Origin of the sequence: Arthrobacter pascens, from assembly GCF_017052465.1 — a bacterium.
Taxonomy (GTDB): Bacteria; Actinomycetota; Actinomycetes; order Actinomycetales; family Micrococcaceae; genus Arthrobacter; species Arthrobacter pascens.
Genome location: NZ_JAFHKT010000151.1, coordinates 310954 through 332905, shown reverse-complemented (window position 1 = coordinate 332905; position 21952 = coordinate 310954). Strand labels below are relative to the sequence as shown.

19 protein-coding genes are annotated in these 21952 nt (G+C 61.0%); 14 read left to right on the top strand and 5 right to left on the bottom strand.

Going from position 1 to position 21952, the window contains the following annotated elements:
• The gene (locus JYA52_RS19710) at positions 1 to 651 is read right to left on the bottom strand and encodes a GntR family transcriptional regulator (RefSeq protein ID WP_205654996.1); all 651 of its coding nucleotides are present in this window, start codon (positions 649 to 651) and stop codon (positions 1 to 3) included.
• 213 nt (positions 652 to 864) lie between these two features.
• On the opposite strand from JYA52_RS19710, the gene JYA52_RS19705 reads away from it, so the two are divergent.
• From JYA52_RS19705 to JYA52_RS19690, 4 genes are all read left to right on the top strand, one after another.
• Positions 865 to 1788: a LysR family transcriptional regulator gene (locus JYA52_RS19705; protein ID WP_205654994.1), complete on the top strand. Its 924-nt coding sequence runs from the start codon at positions 865 to 867 to the stop codon at positions 1786 to 1788.
• 151 nt (positions 1789 to 1939) lie between these two features.
• Positions 1940 to 3265: an LLM class flavin-dependent oxidoreductase gene (locus JYA52_RS19700; protein WP_205654992.1), complete on the top strand. Its 1326-nt coding sequence runs from the start codon at positions 1940 to 1942 to the stop codon at positions 3263 to 3265.
• Between the two features lie 218 nt (positions 3266 to 3483).
• Positions 3484 to 3975 carry a flavin reductase family protein gene (locus tag JYA52_RS19695; protein WP_205654990.1) on the top strand — a complete coding sequence of 164 codons (492 nt, stop codon included), beginning with the start codon at positions 3484 to 3486 and terminating at the stop codon, positions 3973 to 3975.
• A gap of 444 nt (positions 3976 to 4419) precedes the next feature.
• Positions 4420 to 5601 carry an MFS transporter gene (locus JYA52_RS19690; protein ID WP_205654988.1) on the top strand — a complete coding sequence of 394 codons (1182 nt, stop codon included), beginning with the start codon at positions 4420 to 4422 and terminating at the stop codon, positions 5599 to 5601.
• 347 nt (positions 5602 to 5948) lie between these two features.
• On the opposite strand, the gene JYA52_RS19685 is transcribed toward JYA52_RS19690, so the two are convergent.
• Positions 5949 to 6515: a hypothetical protein gene (locus JYA52_RS19685; protein WP_205654986.1), complete on the bottom strand. Its 567-nt coding sequence runs from the start codon at positions 6513 to 6515 to the stop codon at positions 5949 to 5951.
• Between the two features lie 13 nt (positions 6516 to 6528).
• A complete protein-coding gene (locus tag JYA52_RS19680) occupies positions 6529 to 7677 on the bottom strand; it encodes a zinc-dependent alcohol dehydrogenase (RefSeq protein ID WP_205654984.1) in 1149 nt (382 codons plus the stop codon).
• A gap of 798 nt (positions 7678 to 8475) precedes the next feature.
• On the opposite strand from JYA52_RS19680, the gene JYA52_RS22975 reads away from it, so the two are divergent.
• A complete protein-coding gene (locus JYA52_RS22975; RefSeq protein ID WP_205654982.1) occupies positions 8476 to 9624 on the top strand; it encodes a glutathione-independent formaldehyde dehydrogenase in 1149 nt (382 codons plus the stop codon).
• 831 nt (positions 9625 to 10455) lie between these two features.
• The gene (locus JYA52_RS19670; RefSeq protein ID WP_240460551.1) at positions 10456 to 11070 is read left to right on the top strand and encodes a hypothetical protein; all 615 of its coding nucleotides are present in this window, start codon (positions 10456 to 10458) and stop codon (positions 11068 to 11070) included.
• 280 nt (positions 11071 to 11350) lie between these two features.
• Here the strand turns inward: JYA52_RS19670 and JYA52_RS19665 are convergent, their stop codons facing one another.
• Positions 11351 to 12130 (bottom strand): IclR family transcriptional regulator, encoded by a 780-nt coding sequence (locus tag JYA52_RS19665; RefSeq protein WP_205654981.1) that lies wholly within the window; start codon positions 12128 to 12130, stop codon positions 11351 to 11353.
• A 187-nt stretch (positions 12131 to 12317) separates the two neighbouring features.
• Here JYA52_RS19665 and JYA52_RS19660 point away from each other — a divergent pair, with 187 nt between their 5' ends.
• Both JYA52_RS19660 and JYA52_RS19655 read left to right on the top strand, forming a co-directional pair.
• On the top strand, positions 12318 to 13136 hold the full coding sequence (locus JYA52_RS19660; protein ID WP_276208601.1) for a maleate cis-trans isomerase family protein: 819 nt from the start codon (positions 12318 to 12320) through the stop codon (positions 13134 to 13136).
• 12 nt (positions 13137 to 13148) lie between these two features.
• The gene (locus JYA52_RS19655; RefSeq protein ID WP_205654980.1) at positions 13149 to 14528 is read left to right on the top strand and encodes an SLC13 family permease; all 1380 of its coding nucleotides are present in this window, start codon (positions 13149 to 13151) and stop codon (positions 14526 to 14528) included.
• Between the two features lie 445 nt (positions 14529 to 14973).
• On the opposite strand, the gene JYA52_RS19645 is transcribed toward JYA52_RS19655, so the two are convergent.
• Positions 14974 to 15588: a cysteine hydrolase family protein gene (locus tag JYA52_RS19645; RefSeq protein ID WP_205654977.1), complete on the bottom strand. Its 615-nt coding sequence runs from the start codon at positions 15586 to 15588 to the stop codon at positions 14974 to 14976.
• Positions 15589 to 15771: 183 nt separating this feature from the next.
• On the opposite strand from JYA52_RS19645, the gene JYA52_RS19640 reads away from it, so the two are divergent.
• The 6 genes from JYA52_RS19640 to JYA52_RS19615 all read left to right on the top strand — a co-directional run bounded on the left by JYA52_RS19640 (position 15772) and on the right by JYA52_RS19615 (position 21801).
• Positions 15772 to 16794 (top strand): ABC transporter substrate-binding protein, encoded by a 1023-nt coding sequence (locus tag JYA52_RS19640; RefSeq protein WP_205654976.1) that lies wholly within the window; start codon positions 15772 to 15774, stop codon positions 16792 to 16794.
• A gap of 33 nt (positions 16795 to 16827) precedes the next feature.
• Positions 16828 to 17691, top strand: a complete 864-nt coding sequence (locus JYA52_RS19635) for an ABC transporter permease (protein WP_205654975.1) — start codon at positions 16828 to 16830, stop codon at positions 17689 to 17691.
• A gap of 16 nt (positions 17692 to 17707) precedes the next feature.
• Positions 17708 to 18502, top strand: coding sequence for an ABC transporter ATP-binding protein (locus tag JYA52_RS19630; protein WP_205654974.1), 795 nt, complete (start codon positions 17708 to 17710; stop codon positions 18500 to 18502).
• 9 nt (positions 18503 to 18511) lie between these two features.
• Positions 18512 to 19294, top strand: coding sequence for an ABC transporter permease (locus JYA52_RS19625; protein ID WP_205654973.1), 783 nt, complete (start codon positions 18512 to 18514; stop codon positions 19292 to 19294).
• Between the two features lie 140 nt (positions 19295 to 19434).
• Positions 19435 to 20895, top strand: coding sequence for an MFS transporter (locus JYA52_RS19620; RefSeq protein ID WP_205654972.1), 1461 nt, complete (start codon positions 19435 to 19437; stop codon positions 20893 to 20895).
• A 273-nt stretch (positions 20896 to 21168) separates the two neighbouring features.
• Positions 21169 to 21801: an isochorismatase family protein gene (locus JYA52_RS19615; protein ID WP_205654971.1), complete on the top strand. Its 633-nt coding sequence runs from the start codon at positions 21169 to 21171 to the stop codon at positions 21799 to 21801.
• Positions 21802 to 21952: the final 151 nt, after the last annotated feature.

Below are 21952 nucleotides of genomic sequence, written 5' to 3'. Positions count from 1 at the left end.
CTACACGTCGTGCTGCTGGTGTTCGCCCAGAACTGCTGCGAGAACGTTGTCGATATGCGAGTGCATCGCCTGCTCGGCGCGATCGGCGTCGCCGGCTACCACCGCTTCGACAATTGCTGAGTGCTCGCTCAAGGACGCCTTGAACCGGCCGCCGGACATGAGGCTTCGGAGCCGGGTCTGCGCGGTCTGTGCGCTGAGGCTCTCAACCATTCGGGCGAGTGTCGGGGAGCCGGCCAAGTCGACCAGTTCGTGGTGCAGCGCAGCCTGGGCTGCGGAGTATCCTGTCAGATCAGTCTCGTCATGGCATTGGACAAGTTCTGCGAGCTTGGCGGCCAGGCGATGGCAGTCATCATCAGTGCGGTTCTGGGCCGCCCAACGGACCACAAGGCCCTCCACATGCCGCCGCACCCGAAGAATGTCGCGGGCTTCGTCCTGCGACAGCAATTTCACGATGACGCCGCGGTGTGCCCGGCGTTCAATGAGCCGGTCTTTCTCAAGCCAGGTGAATGCCTCTCGAACTTCTACCCGCCTGACCTGCAGCCATTCGGCCATGTCAGTTTCTACCAGGCGCTGCTCCGGTTGGAAGCGCCCTGCCACCAGGGCTTCGCGGAGTCGCTGGTAAGCGGCGTTCCCGACAGGTGTGTCATTCATGGTGTCTCTCCTTCCCCGCCTGGAGCGGATTAACCAACCCTCCCAGCGGCCGAACATCTTGTCAATGAAATGTTATAAGAAATTGTGACAATTTGTTTGGACAAGCCCTTGTCCTCCCCTAGAGTTGCCTTGCCGGGTTCGTGATTCACAGGGAGGACCAATTTGCTATACAGGTACCGCTGCGTGGCAGCAACGTGAGTCAGCGCGGATCGCATGCTTGACTTGAGGCGCTTGCGGATCTTCGCGGCGGTGTCGGAGGTGGGCTCGTTCACCGCAGCGGCCCAGCGCATGTACATGACCCAGTCGGCCGTGTCGCAGCAGATGTCCATCCTGGAACGCGAGGTCGGCGTTGCACTGTTTTTGCGCATGCCCCGGGGCATCAGACTGACGGAGGCCGGCCAGACCTTGGCCGCTCACGCCCACCGTCTCTTTGTCGAGATCTCGTCAATAGAACAAGAAATGCGCGGTTTCGCCAACGGGCCCCAGGAGATCCGGTTGGGCACTTTCCCGTCGGCGGGCACGGATCTTCTCCCCCAGGCACTGAGGTCCTTCATGGCGCTCCACCCCAACGTTCGTGTGTTGCCGAGTTCACTAAGTGGTTCCGACCCCGTCGGTTTGCTCCGCGACGGAAGCATCCACCTCCTGTTGATGTTTGAGTACGACTTTGACCCCCGCCCGGTCGATCCCGCGCTGATGAACATCCATCTGACCGACGACCCGCTGATGGTTGTCCTCCCGAAGGATCATCCTCTTGCAGGCGCGGAACGGGTCGAACTAGCGGCACTGGCTGGTGAACCCTGGGTCATACGCGCCCATCGCCCTCCCCATGAAGACCCGCACGATACCGTTTTCCGGATCGCAGGATTCGAACCGGACATCGTATTTCGCAGTGACGATTACCAGTCTTTGTTGGGACTCGTCGCTGCTGGCGTAGGGGTAAGCCTGGTCCCGCGCCTGTCGCTGACGCCCCGGCGTGACGACATCGTGGTGCGTCCCACGACGCCCCGCACGTTCAACAGGAAAATAATGATCCAGACCCTTCCCGAGGCTTACAGGTCGGGGCCGCTGGGTGACTTGGTGAAAGCCTTGCAGCGCACGGCGGCCGAGGCCTCGGCCTTCACGCCTGAAGTCAGATAGGTTCCGGGCTATTAGTCCAGCTAATGAATTCCCTTAGAAACCCTTGATTGTTGCCCTTAGGTGGTGAAGCTAGGCTTCAGAAAAGCAGCCCGAGACAGGGCTACGGACTGCGGCCACCGCCAACCGGTAAACGTTCAGGGAGTGATTTTGCATGAGTAAGAACAGAGAACCAATGATCATGACTGCGGCAGTGATGTATGGGCTCGGCGGCCTGCACGACGCATGGAAGGTCCGGGCCGGTGAAGCCTCCGACTACATGTCACCCGACTACTACGCCAACCTGGCGCGCACTGCCGAAGCCGGCAAACTGCACGCTCTCTTCCTCGCCGAACAAATCACCAATGCCGACTCCGGAACCGACCGCCCCTCGGGCACCTTGGACACCGCGACCGTGCTTTCCTACATGGCCGCCGTCACCGACCGCATCGGCCTGGTCGGCACGGCCTCCACGACGTACAACGAACCCTTCGAGATCGCGCGCCGATTCGGAACACTGGACCACCTGAGCCGTGGACGAGCCGGGTGGAATTCAGTCACCACTGCGCACGCGGGAACAGCCCTCCAGTTCGGCGACACCGAACTGCCCGATGCCGAAGCCCGCTATTCAAGGGCCGATGAGTTCATGGACATTGTCATCAAGCTCTGGGACAGCTGGGAAGAAGGTGCCCTCGTCGGCGATAAGGTAAACGGCATCTTCGCCGACCCGGCCAAGGTCCACGACATCAACCACGCCGGTGCGCACTTCTCTGTCAAGGGCCCACTCCCCTTCGCCCGCACGCCCCAAGGTCGCCCGGTGATCTTCCAGGCCGGCTCCTCGGAACGCGGCCGCGACCAGGCCGCGAGGGTCGCCGATGTCGTATTCACGGCACAGCACACAACAGAGGGGGCGCGGGAATTCCGCGCCGACATCCGGCGGCGCGCTGAAGCTTACGGGCGCAGCCCCAACTCAATCAAGGTTCTCCCTGGCATGTCGGTCATCCTCGGTGCAACGGAGCAGGAGGCTTGGGACCGTAAGAAGATCCTGCACGAGACCGTACCGATGTCAAAGCATTTGAGCGGTTTGTCCCGCTGGACCGGACTGCCCGTGGACGCACTGGAACTGGACAAACCCCTACGCGTCGATCTGCTCAGCTCCGACGAGGATTTCAAGGGTGGCGTTGGATGGCGACGCAGCATCGTCAACCTTGCTCTGAAGGACAACCTCACCGTTCGCGAGCTCATCGAGAAGGCACCTACGGCCCACTTCCAGGTTGTAGGAACGGCGGCACAGGTAGCGGACGCCATGGAGGAACGGCTTGACGCCGGCGCGGCCGACGGGTTCACGCTGATGGTCCCTATCCTGCCAGAGGGCCTGGACGCGGTAGTCGAGATGCTCGTACCCGAGCTACAGGAACGGGGCCTCTTCCACCATGAGTACGAACACGACACTCTTCGCGGGAGCCTGGGACTCCAGCTCCCGGATTTGGTCACCGTCTAGCCTCCTCCCTGCATACCTCCACGTTTTCTGAATCGTGGCCACTTAGGCGGGCGATTGCCGGCGCCCGCCACGTGCGGCACCCCACGTATACAGGGTGCCGGCTCTTGCCCTCCCCTGCGCGGAGGGCAAGAGCATCCTCTGCCATGCCGGCAGTCTCATTTATTGCTGCCCAGAATACGCGCGCAGCTACCAAACGAAAGAATTAGGAAGGACACCTCATGCAGACACTTGTTGGTCTCGATCCGTCGGTACTCCGGCCTGCGTTTTCCAGATTTCCGTCCGGCGTCGCCGCCATAAGCGCAGAGGTCCAGGACGTTCCCCGAGGCCTGGTTGCTTCGTCATTTACCGTGGGAGTCTCCTTAGAGCCTCCGTTGGTGCTCTTCGCCGTGCAGAAGAGCTCTGAAACCTGGCCCGTCCTGAGGCAGGCCAGTCGACTCGGAATCTCAGTCCTTTCCCAGAACCACGGACAGGTCTGCCGGCAGATTGCCTCGAAAAGCGGGGATCGCTTTGCTGGAATCAACTTCCACAAGAGCGAGGGAGGCGCCATCCTAATACCTGGCTCCGCGCTTTGGATGGAATGCGAGATCGTCTCTGAAAGTGAAGCCGGCGACCACTTAGTCGTCGTTCTAGAGGTCAAGTCCGTCGAGGACTACCCCGAGACCGAGCCACTCGTCTTCCACGGGTCAACATTCCGCAGGTTGGTTTCCTGACTGCCGGTCCATCCCAGTCCACTGCAGGGGATAGAGCCGCAGGACGTTCACGGCCGCCCTCCTCTCCCTTTCAGCTGTGCGTCCTCTCGGTGTTCTCGGTCCGATCGGTTCGAAAATCCTGGCCGGCGCCGGGGTCCCGCGCTGGTGGCAGGAATCGACTGCACCCTGCTCGCCAAGGCATTGGCGCTTGCCGAACGGCGCTGGCCAACTGAACACACTGCCCGATGACGACCCCGCTTTCAGCAAGCGGAACAGCACCAGAACAGACAGGACGCTGATAATGAGCCAAGTTCCGGCTATGAACGCCGCCTCCTTTCAGGACGTGACCACTCAAGGACGAAAGCCCTGGGCAGGACGCGGTGCGCCGGCGTCGGGTTGTGCCCTTGGCTTTGCGACAGGCCGCCGCACGTGCCGCGGGTGATCTCATGGGGGAGAGCGGGAGGAGTGCTGGCACGACAGCACGCCGGCTCCATGCTTCTCAGCGCGATGGCGGCTGGGCTCATTCTGGTCTATCTGCTCGGCGTCCTCGCTCCACACCTGGATGCAGAGTTGGGAATGAACCGAGTTCAACTCGGAAGCCTGAGCACAGCCTTCTATTTGACCGCGGCTGTGCTGTCAGCGGTGACTCACCTCATCGTTCGACGGGCAGGCCCTGCCAAGGCGCTGGTGTTCCTGTTTTTATCCAGCGGCACAGGTTGTCTGCTGGTCTCCGCGTCGACATCTGTCCTTTTACTGTTGGTTGCCTGCTGCGTTGGGGGGATAGCTGCCGCGCTGAGTAACCCTGCAACGAACGAGTTCCTGACGGGCATGAAGCCCCCACTGGCGATCCTCGTGGGAGCGAAGCAGTCCGGGGTGCAGGTCGGCGCTCTGGCCGTGGGAATGGTTGTCGGCCCGCTGGCCGGAATTTTTGGCTGGCGAGTCTCCGCGGCGGTGTGTGGAGCCGGGTGCTATCTACTCGCCATCGTGGCTGCGTTCACGCTGAGATCACGAGTGTCGACTACCCTTGACGCCGGCATCGGCAATCCGAAACCTGGTAGGGCTCATTGGGCGACGCTGGGCTATGCGGGTCTGATGGGCGGCGGGCTTTCCACGGTGAATACTTACCTGCCGCTATTCAGTTTTGAGCAACTCGGCTTCCCGCCGGCTGTCGCCGGTATGGCGGTCGGGGTGGTCGGCGTGGGGGGCATGATCGCCCGGATAGCGTGGAGCGCAGTAGCCGAACGTCTCGGCATGAAAAGAATGAACCTGCTCCTGTGCGGACAGGCAGCATTAGCAGCTGCCAGCGCCGGCCTGCTGGTCATGTCTGTCCCCTGGGGATCATCCCTTTTATGGGTCGCCGCGCTCATACTAGGCCTGAGCGCGGCCGCGTGGAATAGCCTGGTGTACCTGTTCGTGATCCTTGCCGGTAAAGACGTCGGAAGGATTTCCGGTCAGATACAGTCGGCTTTCTACTTCGGCCTGATGGCCACCCCAATTGCCTTCGGGGCTGTTGTGGACACTACCGGCTCCTATGAACTGGGCTGGCTCGGAACGGGCATCCTCTTCCTGATCGGCTCCGTTGTGGCTGTCCGAATACCGAAACACAGCCTTACCGCCGTGGCCACTTCGCCGGCACCGGCCGGATGAACCAGTCAACGTACTCAAGGACCGCTAGCTGCAGAGAAGAGGCCGGCAGGCCGGATGTCAGCTGCGTGTGGCCACTACATCGGCTCTGAATCAGTCCGGTGAACTATGTGCTTCTATCCTGAAGGTGCTGCATGACCAATCTGAGCAAGCGTTCAGAACGCCTTCGTTCCGCGTGCCGTCCCTGAGCCCCCAGGCAAGATGTGTAAGCGCCGTTTGCGGCCTGCGCTGATTACGGGCGGGCAGGATGCCGGGGTGTCTTCAATGCCCGGATCGAGGGGCGGTCGTTCCCGCCCGTTCTTACCAGACCTGACGGGAATGCTCGTGGTCGTCCCGGACGGGGGCGGGAACTAGGTCTTGCGCCGGGCCAAGGTTCGGGCGATGGCGTACACGCCTCCGCCGACGAGGATCCAGGGGCCTGCGGCTATGGCCGGGTCGATCCATTGGTGGGCGAGGTCGGCGCGTTTCCTGCCGAATCTCGAACGGAGGCCATGCCGGGAGAATTCGCTGAGGATCCCGGTTTCGGTGATCGGGTTGTCCGGGTGCAGCGAGATGAAGGATTTGAGGTGGCTCTCCCACGCGTTTACCCGGTCCGCGGCGAGCAGGATCAGCCAGTGGGCCGCCCGGCCCTCGCTGTACCGGTAGGCGACCTTCCGCATCATTCCGGAGAGGCCTGCGGGCGGAGTGGACGTACCGAAGACGGGGGTCAGGAATCTGTGCTCGACGGACCGTTCCCGCGGCCACTTCTCTTCCTGCCGCTCGGGGAACTCCCAGTGGGCGCCCGTGACGAGGTCGGTGCGTTCCCGCGGCACGGAGGGCCGGTCCTTCGGATCCAGGTCGACGCCCCATCCCGGGATGCGGGCCCGTAGCTGCGCGCTGCTTTCCTTGGGCTTGGGCTTATCTGCTGTGTAGGGCATGGCGTCCGCTCCTTCAGCTGGCACTCGGGACGATGAGTGGCTTGATGATGTTATCGAGCTTGGCTGAGAACATGTGATAGCCCTCGGCGATGTGTTCCAGCGGGATTCGGTGCGTGACGATGTCGTTGGGTTTGAGGTAGCCGTTGCGGACGTGCTCGAAGAGCCGCGGCCATTGGCGCTTGACCGGGCACTGGTTCATCCGCAGCGTCAGGCCTTTGTTCATGGCGTCGCCAAATTTGACGGCACTGAACATTGGACCATAAGCCCCCATGACGGACACAGTTCCGCCCTTGCGGACGGAGTCGATGGCCCAGTTCAGCGCTACGGGGGACCCGCCCTGCAGCTTCAGCTGCGAGGACGTGACGTGCTGGGTGAGGTTGCCGTCCGCTTCGGCCCCTACGGCGTCGATCGCTACATCTGCGCCGAGGTAATCCGTGATTTTCTTCATGTGCAGGACAATGTCGCCGTATTCCACGAAGTTGTACGTCTCGGCGTGGGCGAAGGCCCTGGCCTTCTCGAGGCGGTACTCGAGGTGGTCTATTACGATCACCCTCCCGGCGCCCATCAGCCAGGACGACTTGGCGGCGACCAGCCCGACCGGGCCGGCACCAAAGACCACCACGGTGTCACCTTCGCTGATGTCACCGAGCTGGGCGCCGAAGTAGCCCGTGGCGACGGCGTCCGTGAGCAGTACCGCGTCCTCCTCCTCCATCCACTCCGGGACGAGGGAAGGCCCCACGTCCGCGAAGGGGACGCGAACGTACTCCGCCTGCCCGCCGTCATAACCGCCGCAGGTGTGGGAGTATCCATAGATCCCGCCCACCGCCGTGGCGTTCGGGTTCACGTTGTGGCAGTTCGAATACAGCCCACGCGAGCAGAAATAGCACGAGCCACAATAGATGTTGAACGGCACCATCACCCGATCCCCGGGCTTCAGGTTCTGCACCGAGCTGCCCACCTCATGGACAACGCCCACGAACTCGTGCCCGAACGTCATCCCGATGCGAGTATCGGGCATCATGCCGTGATAGAGATGCAGGTCCGAACCGCAGATCGCAGCCAGGGAAACACGCACGATGGCATCGTTGGGATGTTCAAGCTTCGGAATGTCTTTTTCTTCCACCCGGACCTTATACGGTCCGCGATAAACCATTGCCTTCATCATTGCCGCCTCAGAAGCTGGCCGTTAGAGGGTCTCAGGCTTCCACCAGTCAGCGGGAGAGGTCAAGGACTTTTAATAAGTAAGCTTCCCGTTTCTTCGGCCAAGTGGCAGTCCCCCACTTGCGGGTAGTCACAGAGCCACCCCGCCATACTCCGCCGTCAATGGCAAAATGGCATCAGCCCGCCCTGCCGAGAGCTGCGGTGCTCGATGCAATCCCCCTCACCAAGGTGATGTGGAACGAGGCGCTCGGCCTACAAGACGATCCAGGAAACCCCACGCGAAGCACACGGAACTGAACGCGTGGCCGCTGGCGGCACGAATCGTTCTTGGGCAGCTTCGCCTCCTTAGGGTCGGCGCAGACAGAACTTAGGGGTGCCGGCGGCACTCTGCTCGAGCCCTCACGTGACACATCTCGCTAGGTCAGCGCGCTACTGCGGTGGCGGCGGCCCGGCGGTGCCGACAGCCGGGTATCCTGGCTGCGTAAACGCGCCCCTCGACACCTTTGCTAAGTGTGCTTAGTATTGAGCCTCGACGAGTTCCTCTTATTGCGTACAGACCCGGTCTGGTGGATTTTCCCACAGCCTGCCGTCTGAAAGCTTCTGGCCTCCCAACCTCTTCGGGTGGACTCACAGGCCACAATCCCAATTCCCCCATCCCCCTTCCCGACTGAAATAGGCCTATTGGGTGACGTCCGCGCCGCCTTTCGGGCCCGGCCCTTCAGCTTTCTGAGTTTGCAACGCCCCGGAAGCTACAACTGCTTGGCCTGCTCGGGATGGGATAAAAGAAAAGAGCGGAAAAGTGAAGGCAGTAGTTTACAAAGGACCGAACGACGTTAGCGTCGAGGACGTACCGGATGCCAAGATTGAGCACCCCGCGGATGTGCTGGTGCGGATTACCTCGACGAATATTTGCGGCTCGGACCTGCACATGTACGAGGGCCGCACCAGCTTTGAGCCCGGACGCACTTTCGGGCACGAGAACCTCGGCGAAGTGATCGAGACCGGCCCGGCGGTCAGCAAAGTCAAGGTGGGCGAACGTGTCGTGCTGCCGTTCAACATCGCCTGCGGATTCTGCAAGAACTGCGAACGTGGTTTCACCAATTACTGCCTGACCATGCAGCCCGAACCCCAGCTCGCCGGTGCGGCCTACGGGTTCGCGGACATGGGCCCGTACCAGGGCGGACAGGCCGAATGCCTGCGCGTGCCGTACGGGGATTTCAACTGCCTGCGCCTGGGCGAGGACTCCGTGGAGAAAGAGCTCGACTACGTCATGGTCGCCGACATTTTCCCCACCGGATGGCATGCCACCGAGCTCGCCGGGGTATACCCGGGCGACTCGGTAGTTATTTACGGTGCAGGACCCGTCGGACTCATGGCAGCCTACTCAGCCATTATCAAAGGCGCCGGAAAAGTCATGGTCGTGGACCGCCAAAGTGACCGGCTGAAGCTGGCGGAACAGATCGGTGCCATCCCCGTGGACGATTCCGAAGTGGACCCTGTCGAGTTCGTCAAGGACCAGACCATGGGATTCGGGGCGGACCGCGGATGCGAATGCGTCGGCTACCAGGCGCACGACCCGGGCGGAAACGAACAGCCCAACCTGACCCTGAACCGGCTCGTGGACTCCGTCCGGTTCGTCGGTGGTCTGGGCGTGGTAGGTGTGTTCCTACCCCAAGACCCCGGTGCACCCGACAAACTCGCCCAAAAGGGCCAGGTGGCCTTCGACTACGGAAACTACTGGTTCAAGGGACAAACGATGGGCTCGGGCCAGTGTCCGGTTAAGAAATACAATCGGGCCCTGCGCGACCTCATCGCCGGCGGGAAAGCCAGCCCCTCCTTCCTCGTCAGCCACGAACTGCCGCTGGATCAGGCCCCCGAGGCCTACAAGAACTTCGACAGCCGCGAAGACGGCTGGACCAAGGTCGTCCTCCACCCGGCCGGAGCCTAAGAGAATCTCGATATCGGAACGAGCAATTTCCGGTAGGTGGGCCTGATGCGGCCAATCCGTCGTGGACCATGCGCAGGTACGCCTACCGGAATTACAACGGACGCAGCCCATGGGCTGGTTCTGATCGCCGCAGACCTGGATACGTCGGAGAGCCATATGCCCTCGTTCGGGACGTTGGGCGCGGACAATCCGAGACGGCGATGCTCAGCGAGATTCCGCCCGCGGGATCTCCTCCCGCTTCGGTAAGAAGCGCGGCGACCTAAGCCATCAGTCGACATCCCCGCAGCGTCACTTGGCCCATGCGCTGACTGGCTAGGTGGCGATGGAAATCAAGAGACACACCTCCCAGAGTGCCCTCGCTCTACATCGATCGAAATTCGGTAACAGCAAGGTGGAACTCCATGCACATGCATAAGACGCACCTGACCAACACCGCGTGCGCTGTGCGCAGCCTACCGGGATGAAAGCGATCCACGTCGGACTCGTCGCTGACCCCGCCTCGCCCAGCTCGATCGCGCGCCGGATGAGCGACCTCGGACCGCCGGGCCGCGAGGATCGCGACGCCTGGGACCTCGAGGTCGTGAGCGAGCCATTCACCGTGGGTTCCGAGGACGTCGACACCGCGTTGGCACGGCTGCGGGACCAGGCTCGCCGGCACGAATGGGACCTCGTCATCGGACTGACCGAGCTTCCGCTCCGCGACGACGATAACCGCCGGTACCTCCTGGCCCAAACCGACCCGCAACGACGCACGGCTGTGCTGTCGTTACCCGCGCTCGGCGGGCTCCGCCTGCACGCGCCCGTCAAGCGGTGGGCGCGCTCGTCAGAGGCATGGCCCAGCCAACCTCGCAGGACGAGCACCGCGTGCCACTCCCCCGCCTCAGAGGCCGCTGGCAGTTGCTCCTTGGCATGGTGCTCGCCAACCGTCCGTGGCTCCTCGTGCCCGGGCTCAAATCCGCGCTGGTGGCGGCACTGGCAACCGGAGCCGTCGCCACAGTTTGGTTACTGGCCGGCTCCTTGCCGTGGTGGCGCCTGATGATCGCGACGATCGCCTCCATCGCGCTCGTTGTCGCGTGGCTCGTGATTGATGGCGAACTATGGGACCGGCCCGACGAAAACTCTGCCGAGGCAAGGGAGCGGTCCCGCCTCTACAACACCTCGACGCTGGTGACCCTGACCATTGGGGTGCTCATATGCTATCTGGCGCTCAACGTCGTGAATCTGGTCTGGGCGCTGCTTGTCCTCGACCCCGCTGTAATGGGCGGCCATCTCCACGCATCAGTCGGCTACGGCGACCTGTTCGTGCTGACGTGGTTCGTCGCGTCGGCGGCAACCGTCGGAGGCGCCCTTGGCACGGGCCTGGAGTCGGACGAAGCGATCCGAGCGGCCGCGTACTCAAAGCGCGAGGAGGAGCGCCGCAAACGGCTGGCACGCGAACGAACTTAGACGGCTGTTCCGTTTCTTGAGGCGAGCAAGCGGGCCCGTTCAAGTCAAATGACATAGAGGCTTCTTTCCAGCGAGCCAATGGAAGCAAACGGTGGAAGTTGCTGTGTCCCGTGGACTAGGAGGAACTCTTGAACCGACGTGGTCGGACACGGAGCTTTTACCGAGGAGACCGTCCAGTAAGCGAAGGACCCAGCCGTATATAAGGCGTATGGGCGCACGGGGCCACCAGCCGGCAAGTGTCATCCCGGAGAAGACCCGAATCGGCGGTCGAGTGTCCCCGTTATGCGTTCATATCCTGATGCGCCAGCGCGCTACTCGCGGAGGCGGCGGCCCGTGCCACGATGGGGCCGAGCCTGGGCACGTCGGCGGGCGCTATGCGTTGGGTGGGAAATCCGAGGCCCAGAACGCCTGCGAGCCGGCCGGTGTGGTCAAAAACGGGTGCGCTGACCGATCCGACGTCTTCGTTCCGTTCACCGAAGGCCGCATAGTAACCCTGCTCTCTGGCCGCTTGCGCCTGCTGCCGGAGAAGCTCGAGGGTGTCCGGAGTTGCAGGGGTATAGCGTCTCATCTCCGATTCGGACAACGAACTCCAGGCATCCGGGTCATACGCCAGGAAGATCTTGCCAGGAGCTCCGGCGTGAAGAGGCATCACCATTCCGACCATGAAGGGCCGCATCACCACGTGGCGCGTTTCTGCGACTGCGACCACTGTACGGAACGCTCCGTCCCTGACGTAAAGACATGCGCTTTCGCCTGTCTCGTCGCGGAGCTGCTGCAGCACGGGTTTTACCAGCTTGACGAGGTCGAGCCCCAGGGTTCCGGGTGCGGCCCAGCGGACCATGCCGATTCCGATCCGGTACTGGTCTCCCTCCCGGTCCAGAAATCCTTCCCGGACCATGTTCTGAACGAGCCGCTGGCAGGTACTGGAGGGCAGTCCCGTCCGCCGGATGATCTGCTGGAGAGTCGGCTCGGGTTCGGCGACGGAGAAACAGTCCAGTATCTCGGCGACCTTGTGGAGCACCAGAAGCGGTGAGGAGCCTGAGCCCTGCTCGGATGTCACGGAGGGTCCTTTCTGCTGTAATTCCCGATCTTGCGCGGATCCCATCCTAGACAAGCGGGAAGCGGGCTTCCCGTAGCCTCCCGCAAGCGGTGTGTGATCCGTTTGACATTCTACCAGTGAGACCCACATCATGGGATGGCAACCCAGATTATGGGTTTACCTGTCAGCACAACGTCGTGGAGAAACCATGAGCACGCCTGAAGTCACCTGTGAAACTGCCGCCGAACCCAAGCGCCCTGGTGCGTCCCGCGTCGGCCTGATTGTTCCCAGTTCGAACACCACTATGGAAACCGAGCTTCCCGAGCTCTTCCGCCGCCAGTCCGAGGCCACCGGGCACAAGTACACCTTCCACTCCGCAAGGGCGGGCATGAAAAACGTCAATCGTGAAGAGCTATTGGCGATGGTGGGCAAGGCTGCGGGCTGCGCCGAAGCCGTGTCAGACGCCGACGTGGACGTCATCGCTTACGCCTGCCTGGTCGCTGTCATGGCGCAGGGGCCGGGAGCCCATGCCGGATCCGAAGAGGTCATCGCCGCTGCCGCCGCCGGAAACGGGCATCCGGCACCGGTTACCAGCAGCGCCGGAGCGCTGGTACGAACCCTGCAGGAGATGGGCGTCCGCAAGGTTGCCATGATCACCCCGTACATGAAGCCGCTGACCCAGATGGTGGTCGAGTACATCGAGGGCGCCGGAATCACCGTCTTGGATGCAACCAGTCTCGAAGTTGCCGACAACCTGGCGGTCGGTTGCCTGGACCCGCAGAACCTGCCGGGCATTGCGCGTAACCTCAAGCGCGAAGGCGCCGAAGCCATTGTTCTTTCCGCCTGCGTCCAGATGCCTTCACTTCCGGCGGTCCAGGCCGTTGAAGATGAGCTCGGCCTGCCCGTCATCACCGCGGCGACGGCCACGACGTACGAAATCCTGAAGGCACTCGGGCACACTCCGGCCATCACCGGCGCCGGCAGTCTACTTTCGGGAACGCGCGCCCTTACCGGCGCGACGATCTAAACGGACACAGCCATGTCCCTATCCCTCATAGCGTTCTTCACCCTTGTAGCCGCCTTTGCCATCGGTTCGTTCACCAGGATCAACGCCGGACTCCTCGCCCTCGTCGCCGCCTTCGGCGTAGGCACGCTTCTGGTGGGCATGCCCATCAAGGACGTCATCGGCCAGTTCCCGGCGGGCCTGTTCTTCATTCTCGTCGGCGCCACCTTGCTCTTCGCCATCGTGAGGATCAATGGCACCATTGACCTGCTCGCCTACTGGGCCGAACGTCTCGCCGGTGATCGCAAGGTGCTCGTTCCCGTCCTGATGTTCCTCCTGACCGCTGCTCTCGCGTCGGCGGGGGCATTCACGCCGGCCGCCATCGCGATCGTCGCCCCGGTGGCCCTGGCGCTTGGTTTGCGGTTCGGAATCAGCACCCTGGCCATGGGCCTGGTCATCGTCCAGGGCGCAAACGCCGGAGCATTCTCTCCGGTCAACCCCTTCGGCGTGCTCGCCAACGTCATGCTCGATGAGGCAGGAGCGTCCGCCGATTCCTTGAAGCTGTATGTCTACTGCTTCGTCTTCAACGCCGTCCTGGCAGTCATCGCCTACGTCCTCGTGCAGTGGATCATGAAACGCCGCGTTACACGTGAGAGCGGCAGTGAAACGGGTCTCGCCGGAGCCGATGACAGCGGGGACCCCGTACATCCCGGGGCCGGGGGCGTGGCCGGCGAGTCGGGGGCCTCGGTGCTCACCGTTGCAGCTCCTGCGCGGGTCGCCACGGACCCCGCCTTGCGTCAGGGCGCGGTCAAGGTGGCGGCAACTCCGATGCGGATCCTGACCCTTATCGGCCTGGGAGCGCTGCTGGCATTGACGACAGTTCTGGGCATCGACGTCGGAGTGGCGTCCCTCGTCGTCGCCCTGGTGCTGATCTGCGTGAACCCCGGCGTACAGAAGCCTGCTGTTGAGAGCATGCCCTGGTCCGCCATCATCCTGGTCACCGGCATCGTCACCTACGTGGGCATGCTTGAAGAAATGGGCGCCCTGAAGGAACTGGAGGCAGGTATCGCCGGCTTGGGCGACAGTTCCCTCGCCGCCCTGATCGCCAGCTACGTGGTGGCGGTCGTCTCCGCCTTTGCCTCTACAACCGGCACTCTCGGCGTGGTCAGCCCGATCGTCACCCCCATCGCTATGGACCCGTTGCTCTCCCCCATCGGCGTGATCACAGCCATCGCCATCAGTTCCTCCGTGGTGGATGTCAGTCCGATGTCCACCAGCGGGGCACTTCTCATGGCCAGCGCCCAACCGAAGGATGAGCGGATGTTCTTCAGGGCTTTGCTGCTCTGGGCGATCGCGATGATCGGTGTAGTGCCGCTCCTCGTCTGGCTTATCTTCGTCCAGCTCGGCCTCGGCTAACCAACAAGCCCCGTTGCGGGGCGTCCGGGACCATCCGGGTACCCCGCAACGGCTAGCCCTCGGAGCGGTTCTTCCGGCGGAATTCGCCAGGCCAGTCTGCCCTGCGGATCCGCTTCAGTTCCCTGACCGAACCCGTTGTGCCCCATTCATCTAGCCCCAACCGTGCCGGCCGTTCCAGCAGGTCGATGCGTGGGTGGCTGCCATCCAGAATGTCCGGATCAACCACGGCATGACTAGGAACTCCCCGCGGGCGCGGATATTGCGCAGCGAATCCTTCTTCCCCACAGACGTGAACTGGACGATCGGCGGATGTACTGATGCAACAGTAAAGACCGAATGCGGGGCAAGATTGTCCACGCCCTCGGGGGACGTGCTCGAGAAGGAGTATTTCTCCCATGAAGTGACCGCTTCCGAGGGCCTCGGATCGCAGCCCCTGGGACTAAGGTCACCCGCGTTCGGCGGAGATCCGGAGCCCCTCAATAACGTGCTTGCTCTGCGTAACGGCGCCGAAGCCGCTCGCGACAGACCTGACAGTGTTGTTGTGGGCTATTTCCGAGTAGTCTCCACAGCAGTCGTCGACGAGAGTGACCAGGAAGTCGCGACAAGTTGCATCACGTAGCGAGGTTTCTACGCAGATGCTCGTTGCTGTCCCGCAGAAGAACAAAGACGTGCGATTGAGAGATCGTAAGAGCTCTTCCAACCCCGTGTTCGTGAAGGCGCTGTAGCGTGCTTTGGGCAGCACGTGGTCCTGTGGCTGCGGTACTAGTGTGAAGAACTCCGCCCCCCACGTTCCGGGCCGGCAGGACTGTGAATCGCGGGGCTCTAGATGACGAGCGCGCCACTCGTCTGTATCAGTATCGGGATCATGCAGGTTGTGCATGAAGACGACAGGCACTCCGAGCTGCCTGGCTTCCTGCGTGAATTCTTCAATACGGCGAACGACGGATTGCACGCGCCCGACGTCCCGGCCACGTAGCCCTTGGTAGCCGCGGGTGTGGCAAAAGTCGTTCTGAATGTCGATGACGACGATTGCCGCCTTCGTAGTATCAAGCCGTTTCACGTAATATCCTCCACTTTGGGCCAATGGTTTGACCATACTATTGACATGCCTTCGTGATGTAAATTACTCTCCTTCAAGAGGCAGCAAACTTCGCTGCCTGAACAGCGTGGTTCGCCTGCTCCACTCCCGGTTGCAATGCGTCGAACCCATTTCACAGCTGTTTGAACCTAAAGAGGAGCTTTGATGTTTGCTTGGATACTGGCCAGAAAGAAGTACCGCCCCGCGCGTCTCCCCGCCTTGGCCTCAATGGCAGCAGTGGCGGCGCTGGCGCTAACCGCCTGCGGCGGTAGTGGCAGCGCATCCAACTCTGACGGCGCGCCGATTCAGCTTCGGGTCATCGAGTCCAACAAGCAGGATCCGACCGAGCTCGGAGCGGAAGCTGGCAACTACATCAATATTTGGTCGAAATGCTCCCCAGAGGTGAAGGTCGACCTAACTGCCGGCGAGAAGGTGGCTGAGGCGTTGGCGGCCAACAGCGCTGACATCGGAATTACATCCCCGAACCGCGTTATCGGTGCGATGTCCCAGGGACTCAAGGGAAAGATCATAGGATCATCCATGCCGGTTTGGGATCAGTACGTGGTTGTTAGGAAGGACAGCGGGGCCAAGTCGTTTAGCGATTTGAAGGGCTCCACCTTTGCCATCAGCAGCTTCGGCTCTGCGGGAGATTACGCCACTCAGAAGATCGCCCGTGAGGAGGGCTGGGGTCCTGACGATTTCAAGACTGTCACTATGGGCAGCCTTGATGGAATCATGGCGGGGCTCAAAAGCGGCACAGCAGACGCCTTCCTCTGGAGCGCCCAGGCGGCTTTTGGTCTGGAACTGGAAGGATCCGCGAGGGTTCTCGGCAGTGTGAAGGATCTTGTTGGACCAAACGCCATGACAGTAGTTTTCGCCAGCGACGAGATCCTCCAGAAGAACCCAGCGGCAGTCAAGGCCTTCGCCGAGTGCTACTACAAGGCCACCGAGGCAATTATGGACGACTCTAGCCTGGCCACGAAGATGCTGGTCGAAAGCTGGGGAATGGAGCCGGCACTTGCGTCGAAGATTGTCGCAGAAGAGATTCCCCTGAGCTCGCGGGACGGTGAATTGAGCCCGGACCAGTTGGAAGGACTCCTTGAAGCTACGCAGTTTACGATCAAATCCGCTAAGTCGCTCACCATCGACGACGTCAAGGGCATGTACAAGCATTGGAAGAGCCTGTGATGATGACTCGCCAGGGCACAGGAAGCTGAACCGATGCAAACCAATCTTTCAGCACCACCTCGCACACAACCACGACTTTCCACTCCTAAGTCGTTGCGGACTGCCGATGTGAAAACCCAAGCACGAATCGGCCGGGTCGCGGTCGTCGTGGCGGGCCTGCTCGTCTGGGAACTCCTAACCCGGTTCGACCTAATCGACAGCGATTTCGTTTCCACTCCAATCGCCGTAGGCGTTGCGTTCACAGAGATGCTGCGCAACTCAGAAGTATTGTCAGCGTTGGCCAGCACAGGAGGAAATATCCTCTTGGCATTCATCATCGGTACGGTCATTGGCGTTATCGCCGGGACTGTGATGGGCCTGTCCAAAACGCTGTGGCAGGCATACTCGGCTCCATTGTTGTTCCTGATGTCCACGCCGAAGTCGATATTCCTGCCGATTTTCATCCTTTTATGCGGCATCGGTTCCACGTCTGCCGTTGTCTTCGGCGCGTTCGAAGCGGCGGTGTTCGTAACTATTAACGTGGCCGCAGGCATGGCGCTCGTCGAAGATCGCCACATGAAGGTGGCACGCGCATTCAAAGCGTCCTGGGCACAGACCATCCTTGCCGTGGTGCTCCCTTCTGCGCTGCCTGGGATCTTTACGGCCCTGTGGTTCGGGATCCGACATGCCTTCATCGGGGTTTTGATCGCGGAACTTTGGGCTTCTTCGGATGGGGTAGGTGGACTGATCCGGGTCTACGCGGAACAACTCCACACAGACAAGACCCTCGCCCTAATGTTGGCAGTCACCTTTCTCGCCATTATTGCGGGCACTATCTGGAATCACTTAGAAACACGGCTGACGCGATGGCGGCAAAGCTCCGCCGCCGGAGCCGCAACAACAACCGCGACAAGTTAGGTAAACAGCAATGCGAATGTCCATCAACGATGTTTCAGTCACGTTCACGCGTGCCGGATCGACGGTCGAAGCACTCAAAGATATCAACCTGTCGCTGCACGAAGGAGAATTCGTAGCCCTTCTTGGTCCAAGCGGCTGCGGCAAGTCCACGCTGTTGACTTGTTTGGGAGGGTTGATGACGCCCACAAAGGGCGAGATCGTCGTCGGCGATTCAGTTGTAGAAAATCCGGATCCGCGGAGGGCCGCCTTCGTCTTTCAAGACTATTCTCTGTTGCCCTGGAAAAACATTCTGGACAATGTTGGCGTTGGTCTGCGGTTCGCCGGAGTCGGAAAACAGGAACGACGCCAGCGAAGTCAGGAGCTGCTCGAGATGATGGGTTTGTCCCAGTGGGGTGAATCTCATCCGGGACAGTTGTCAGGCGGCATGCAGCAGCGCGTAGCGGTGGCCAGAGCTTTGGCGATGGATCCGTCAATCCTGCTCATGGACGAGCCGTTCGGTGCATTGGACGAACAAACTCGGCGTTCGCTAGGCGAAAGTATCTCGACAGTTCTTACGCAGAACAAGCAGACGGTGGTCCTAGTCACACACAGCCTAGACGAGGCCATCTACTGGGCGGATCGCGTCATAGTCATGTCGGCGCGCCCTGGCCGAGTCATGGCCGAAGTCCAGATCCGGCAGCCGCGGCCACGCCCACTCGAATTTATCGCCCAAGAAGATTTCGCCCAATTGCGTTCCCAGCTCTTCTTAATGCTGAACGAGGCCATGGGCCACGACCAGCAGGCGAATCCGCTAGAACCGCAGAGAGCGTAGGGAAGATCGATGAAAGAACACAAAACCTCCCCGCTTGTATGGCCGCTGCGGGCGCTTGGGCTCGGCGCGTTGATTGGCGTTTGGGCTTTCGGGAATGGTCCTGGAGGGATCTCGCCGCTGGTTTTGCCTACTATCCCCAGGGTGTTGGAAGCGCTCGGGGAAGCACTGTCGCAGTTCTCGACCTATGAAGCGGCCGCGATCACTTTCGGGGAAATCCTCGCCGCATTCATCATCGCATCGGTGTTCGGCCTTGCCGCGGGCTTCTGGGCTGCGAGGACACCTTTGCGGCTGCAGGTTTTCCAATCAATCTTTGTCTGGGGTTACCTCGCACCATTAATCCTCTTCTACCCGATCTTTATTCTGTCCTTCGGCACGGGAGTGGGGTCGAAAATTGGCTACGGGGCAGTCAGCGCCTTCTTCCCAATCGCCTATAACTCGTTGCGAGCCTTTGCTACGGTGCAGCCCACGATGCTGAAGGTGGCAAAGGCGTTCGGCGCCAGCTCATTCCAGACCGACTTCCTAATCAAGTTGCCGAGTGCATTGCCGCTTATCAGTTCCGGAGTACGCATCGGTGCCGGCGCCTCAATGATTACGGTCATTTTCGCCGAGATGCTTGCCTCGACGGCGGGACTCGGTTACCAACTGGCGCTGAACAGTCAAACCTTCGCTGCTCCCCAGGCCTTTGCCATGATCATTCTGCTCATGGCCCTAGTCGGGGTGCTTCAAGGATTGGTCAACCTCTTGCTCACGCCTAGGCGCGATCGAGGAAAAATTATCAATGTCGCCCACTAACTAGAGAGGGCCCGTCCAGGTTTAGGAGCGAGTGATGACCGGTCTTGCAGCCGAGATCGCCGAGCTTTGGCCGAAGCCACCCTAGACCTGGTGGATTCGGACCGATGTCCAAAAACGCAATGACTGGAAGGCTGTGGAGCATGTCCGAAACCGAAGTGCAACCGACCGGGCGCCGGTCCTTGGGGGTACTGCCAAGATGGATAATTCTTTTCTCCATCACGACAGGAACGTTCATGGCCAATGTCGATGCCACAGCGGTGGTTGTGGCATTGCCCACGATGGCCAGGGAGTTCGGCGTTGGAATTGACGCTCTGCAATGGGTGCTGTCAGCCTACCTCCTAGCCATCACGGCGGTGCTGCCTTTCTTTGGCCAGCTCTCGGATGCCGTCGGCCGAAAGAGAATCCTGAGCCTAGGCCTGCTTATATTCGTCGTCGCTTCACTCTGTGTGGCCATGGCGCCGGCTCTGGGGGTCATGATTCTGTTCCGAGTATTCCAAGGAATTGGAGCCGGCATGTTCATGGCGACTATCACTCCAATGGCCCTGGCGATCTTCCCGGTGGACCAAAGGGGGCGGATTCTCGGAATCATCGGCAGTATGGTGGCCGCCGGGACGTTGCTAGGGCCAGCCTTGGGTGGAGTCCTTACGGGAGCGTTCGGCTGGCGCGCAATTTTCCTGATAAATGTCCCGGTCGGGCTGGTAGGTGCAATCGGCACCCTGGTCTTGCTCCCGAAGGACTCAAGCAAGGTGCGCGGGGCGCTCCAGCTGGATGTGCTCGGCCTGACTTTATTCATTGCATTTTCGTCCACTCTGCTGCTTGGACTAGGTTTCGCGCCGAGCCTCGGGTGGTCGAGCGAGATGGTCGTCGCTCTGCTGGCAGCGGCTGTGATCGCTTGCGTGCTCTTCATTTTGCGCGAGCTAACCACCACTGGCCCCCTTATTAACCTCCGGTTCTTCCGCAGACGTGTCTACGGCTGGGGAATGCTGGCGGCGTTCCTCTCGTACATCCTTATGTTGTTTCCTGCGTTTCTTTTTCCTCTTTACCTGCACGAGGTTTTGGGTTGGTCGATTGGCTTAACCGGATTGGTGATGACGTGTCAAGCCTTCGCGATGCTCCTGGTGTCGCCCGTTTCGGGCTGGTGGAGTGATCGCGTCGGTTCCCGACGGCCGGCCTTGGTGGCCTTGGTTGTCATGGTCCTCACGTTCCTAGCCGCGTCGTTCCTCGAGGCGGATTCCTCGCCATGGTTGGTTGCTGTTCTTCTGGCGCTCTTGGGTGTCGGCGTCGGGCTCTTCAGCTCGCCGAACAGCTCGGCCGTGATGGGCGATTTAGGGCAGGACCAGGCGGGAGTCGCCAACGGCACAATCGCAACTCTCCGGAACCTGGGTAGGTCCATAGGAGTGGCGCTCACCGTGTTGCTTTACCAGCTGTTTGCTGGCTCTCCCGCAACAGCCGAGATCCCTGCCGACCGCTTCCTGGCAGGCTTTCAAGGTGTCCTATTGATCGGCGCGTCGCTAGCTGCAATTGCCTTTCTAGCGGTCGTGTTCATGTACCGGACGGGCAGCCCCACTCCAAAGCCTAACTTGCGGCCATTCTTGGACTGACGATTCAGCTAGAAAGCTCCATATACAGATGTCACGCGTTGCCAAGTATCCGGATCGACCTGTCGCTTTCCACATGTTTTATCAGCCAATCGTTTCGCCGAAAATAGTACAAGGCGTTTTCTATTTTTTTGATACCCCTGCCTGATGCGGGGATTATGTGCCATGAAATTGTAAGACAGTACGCAAAGTGTCGTTTCTAGCGCCCGCAGTGGCGCGGACGACACGCAGCTACCTAACTAACGAGGAATAACCGTGAATTCTTGGCGAGACGTTATGTCGGACGAAGCTTACGAAAATTTCGACGCCGTCCGAGATCGCACCCCCGTAGTGGGGCAGCGACCGGCGCTTTTAGTTATCGATGTTGTCACCGCTTTCCTGGGTGAAGAGGGCCTCTCGCTGGCAGCCTCGCTTGCCGATCGACCTTTGAGTTGCGGACCGGCTGGATGGCTGGCACTGCCGCGGGTTCAGGCTCTCCTGGAGTGGGCGCGAAACCGGGCCTTTCCCGTCATTTACACAGTGGGAGATTCAGGTATCCTCGGTGGGGCCTTGAAAAACGTGGTCGATGACAGGCCGGCCAGCCGATCGGCGATGTCCGAAATTCCGGACGCGATCACCCCCCTTCCCGGGGAAGCTGTCATCCCTAAGGCGCGAGCCAGCGCCTTCTTCGGGACGCCATTGACAGGTCTGCTAATTAAGCAAAAGGTCGACTCTCTTATCGTCGTGGGGTGCACGACGTCCGGTTGCGTACGTGCCACGGTAGTGGACGGACACTCTCTCGGGTGGCCGGTCGTCGTCGCGGAAGATGCGTCCTTCGATCGCGCAAAGCTAAGCCATGATGTCAGCCTCTTCGAGATGAACGCCAAGTACGCACAAGTCTTGAAGGTCAATGACATTATTGCCGCTTAAGCGGCCTCGTCTGGTTCCTTTTTTGTTATCGCGAGGAAGACTAAGCGGCGTCCGCTAGGCAAGAGCCAGAATCCGCCTACAGATTTATAGTGTCTACGTCCTGTTAGCATCATTCCCGTCCGTATTGGACCGCGCAGCCCGCCCGGCGCGT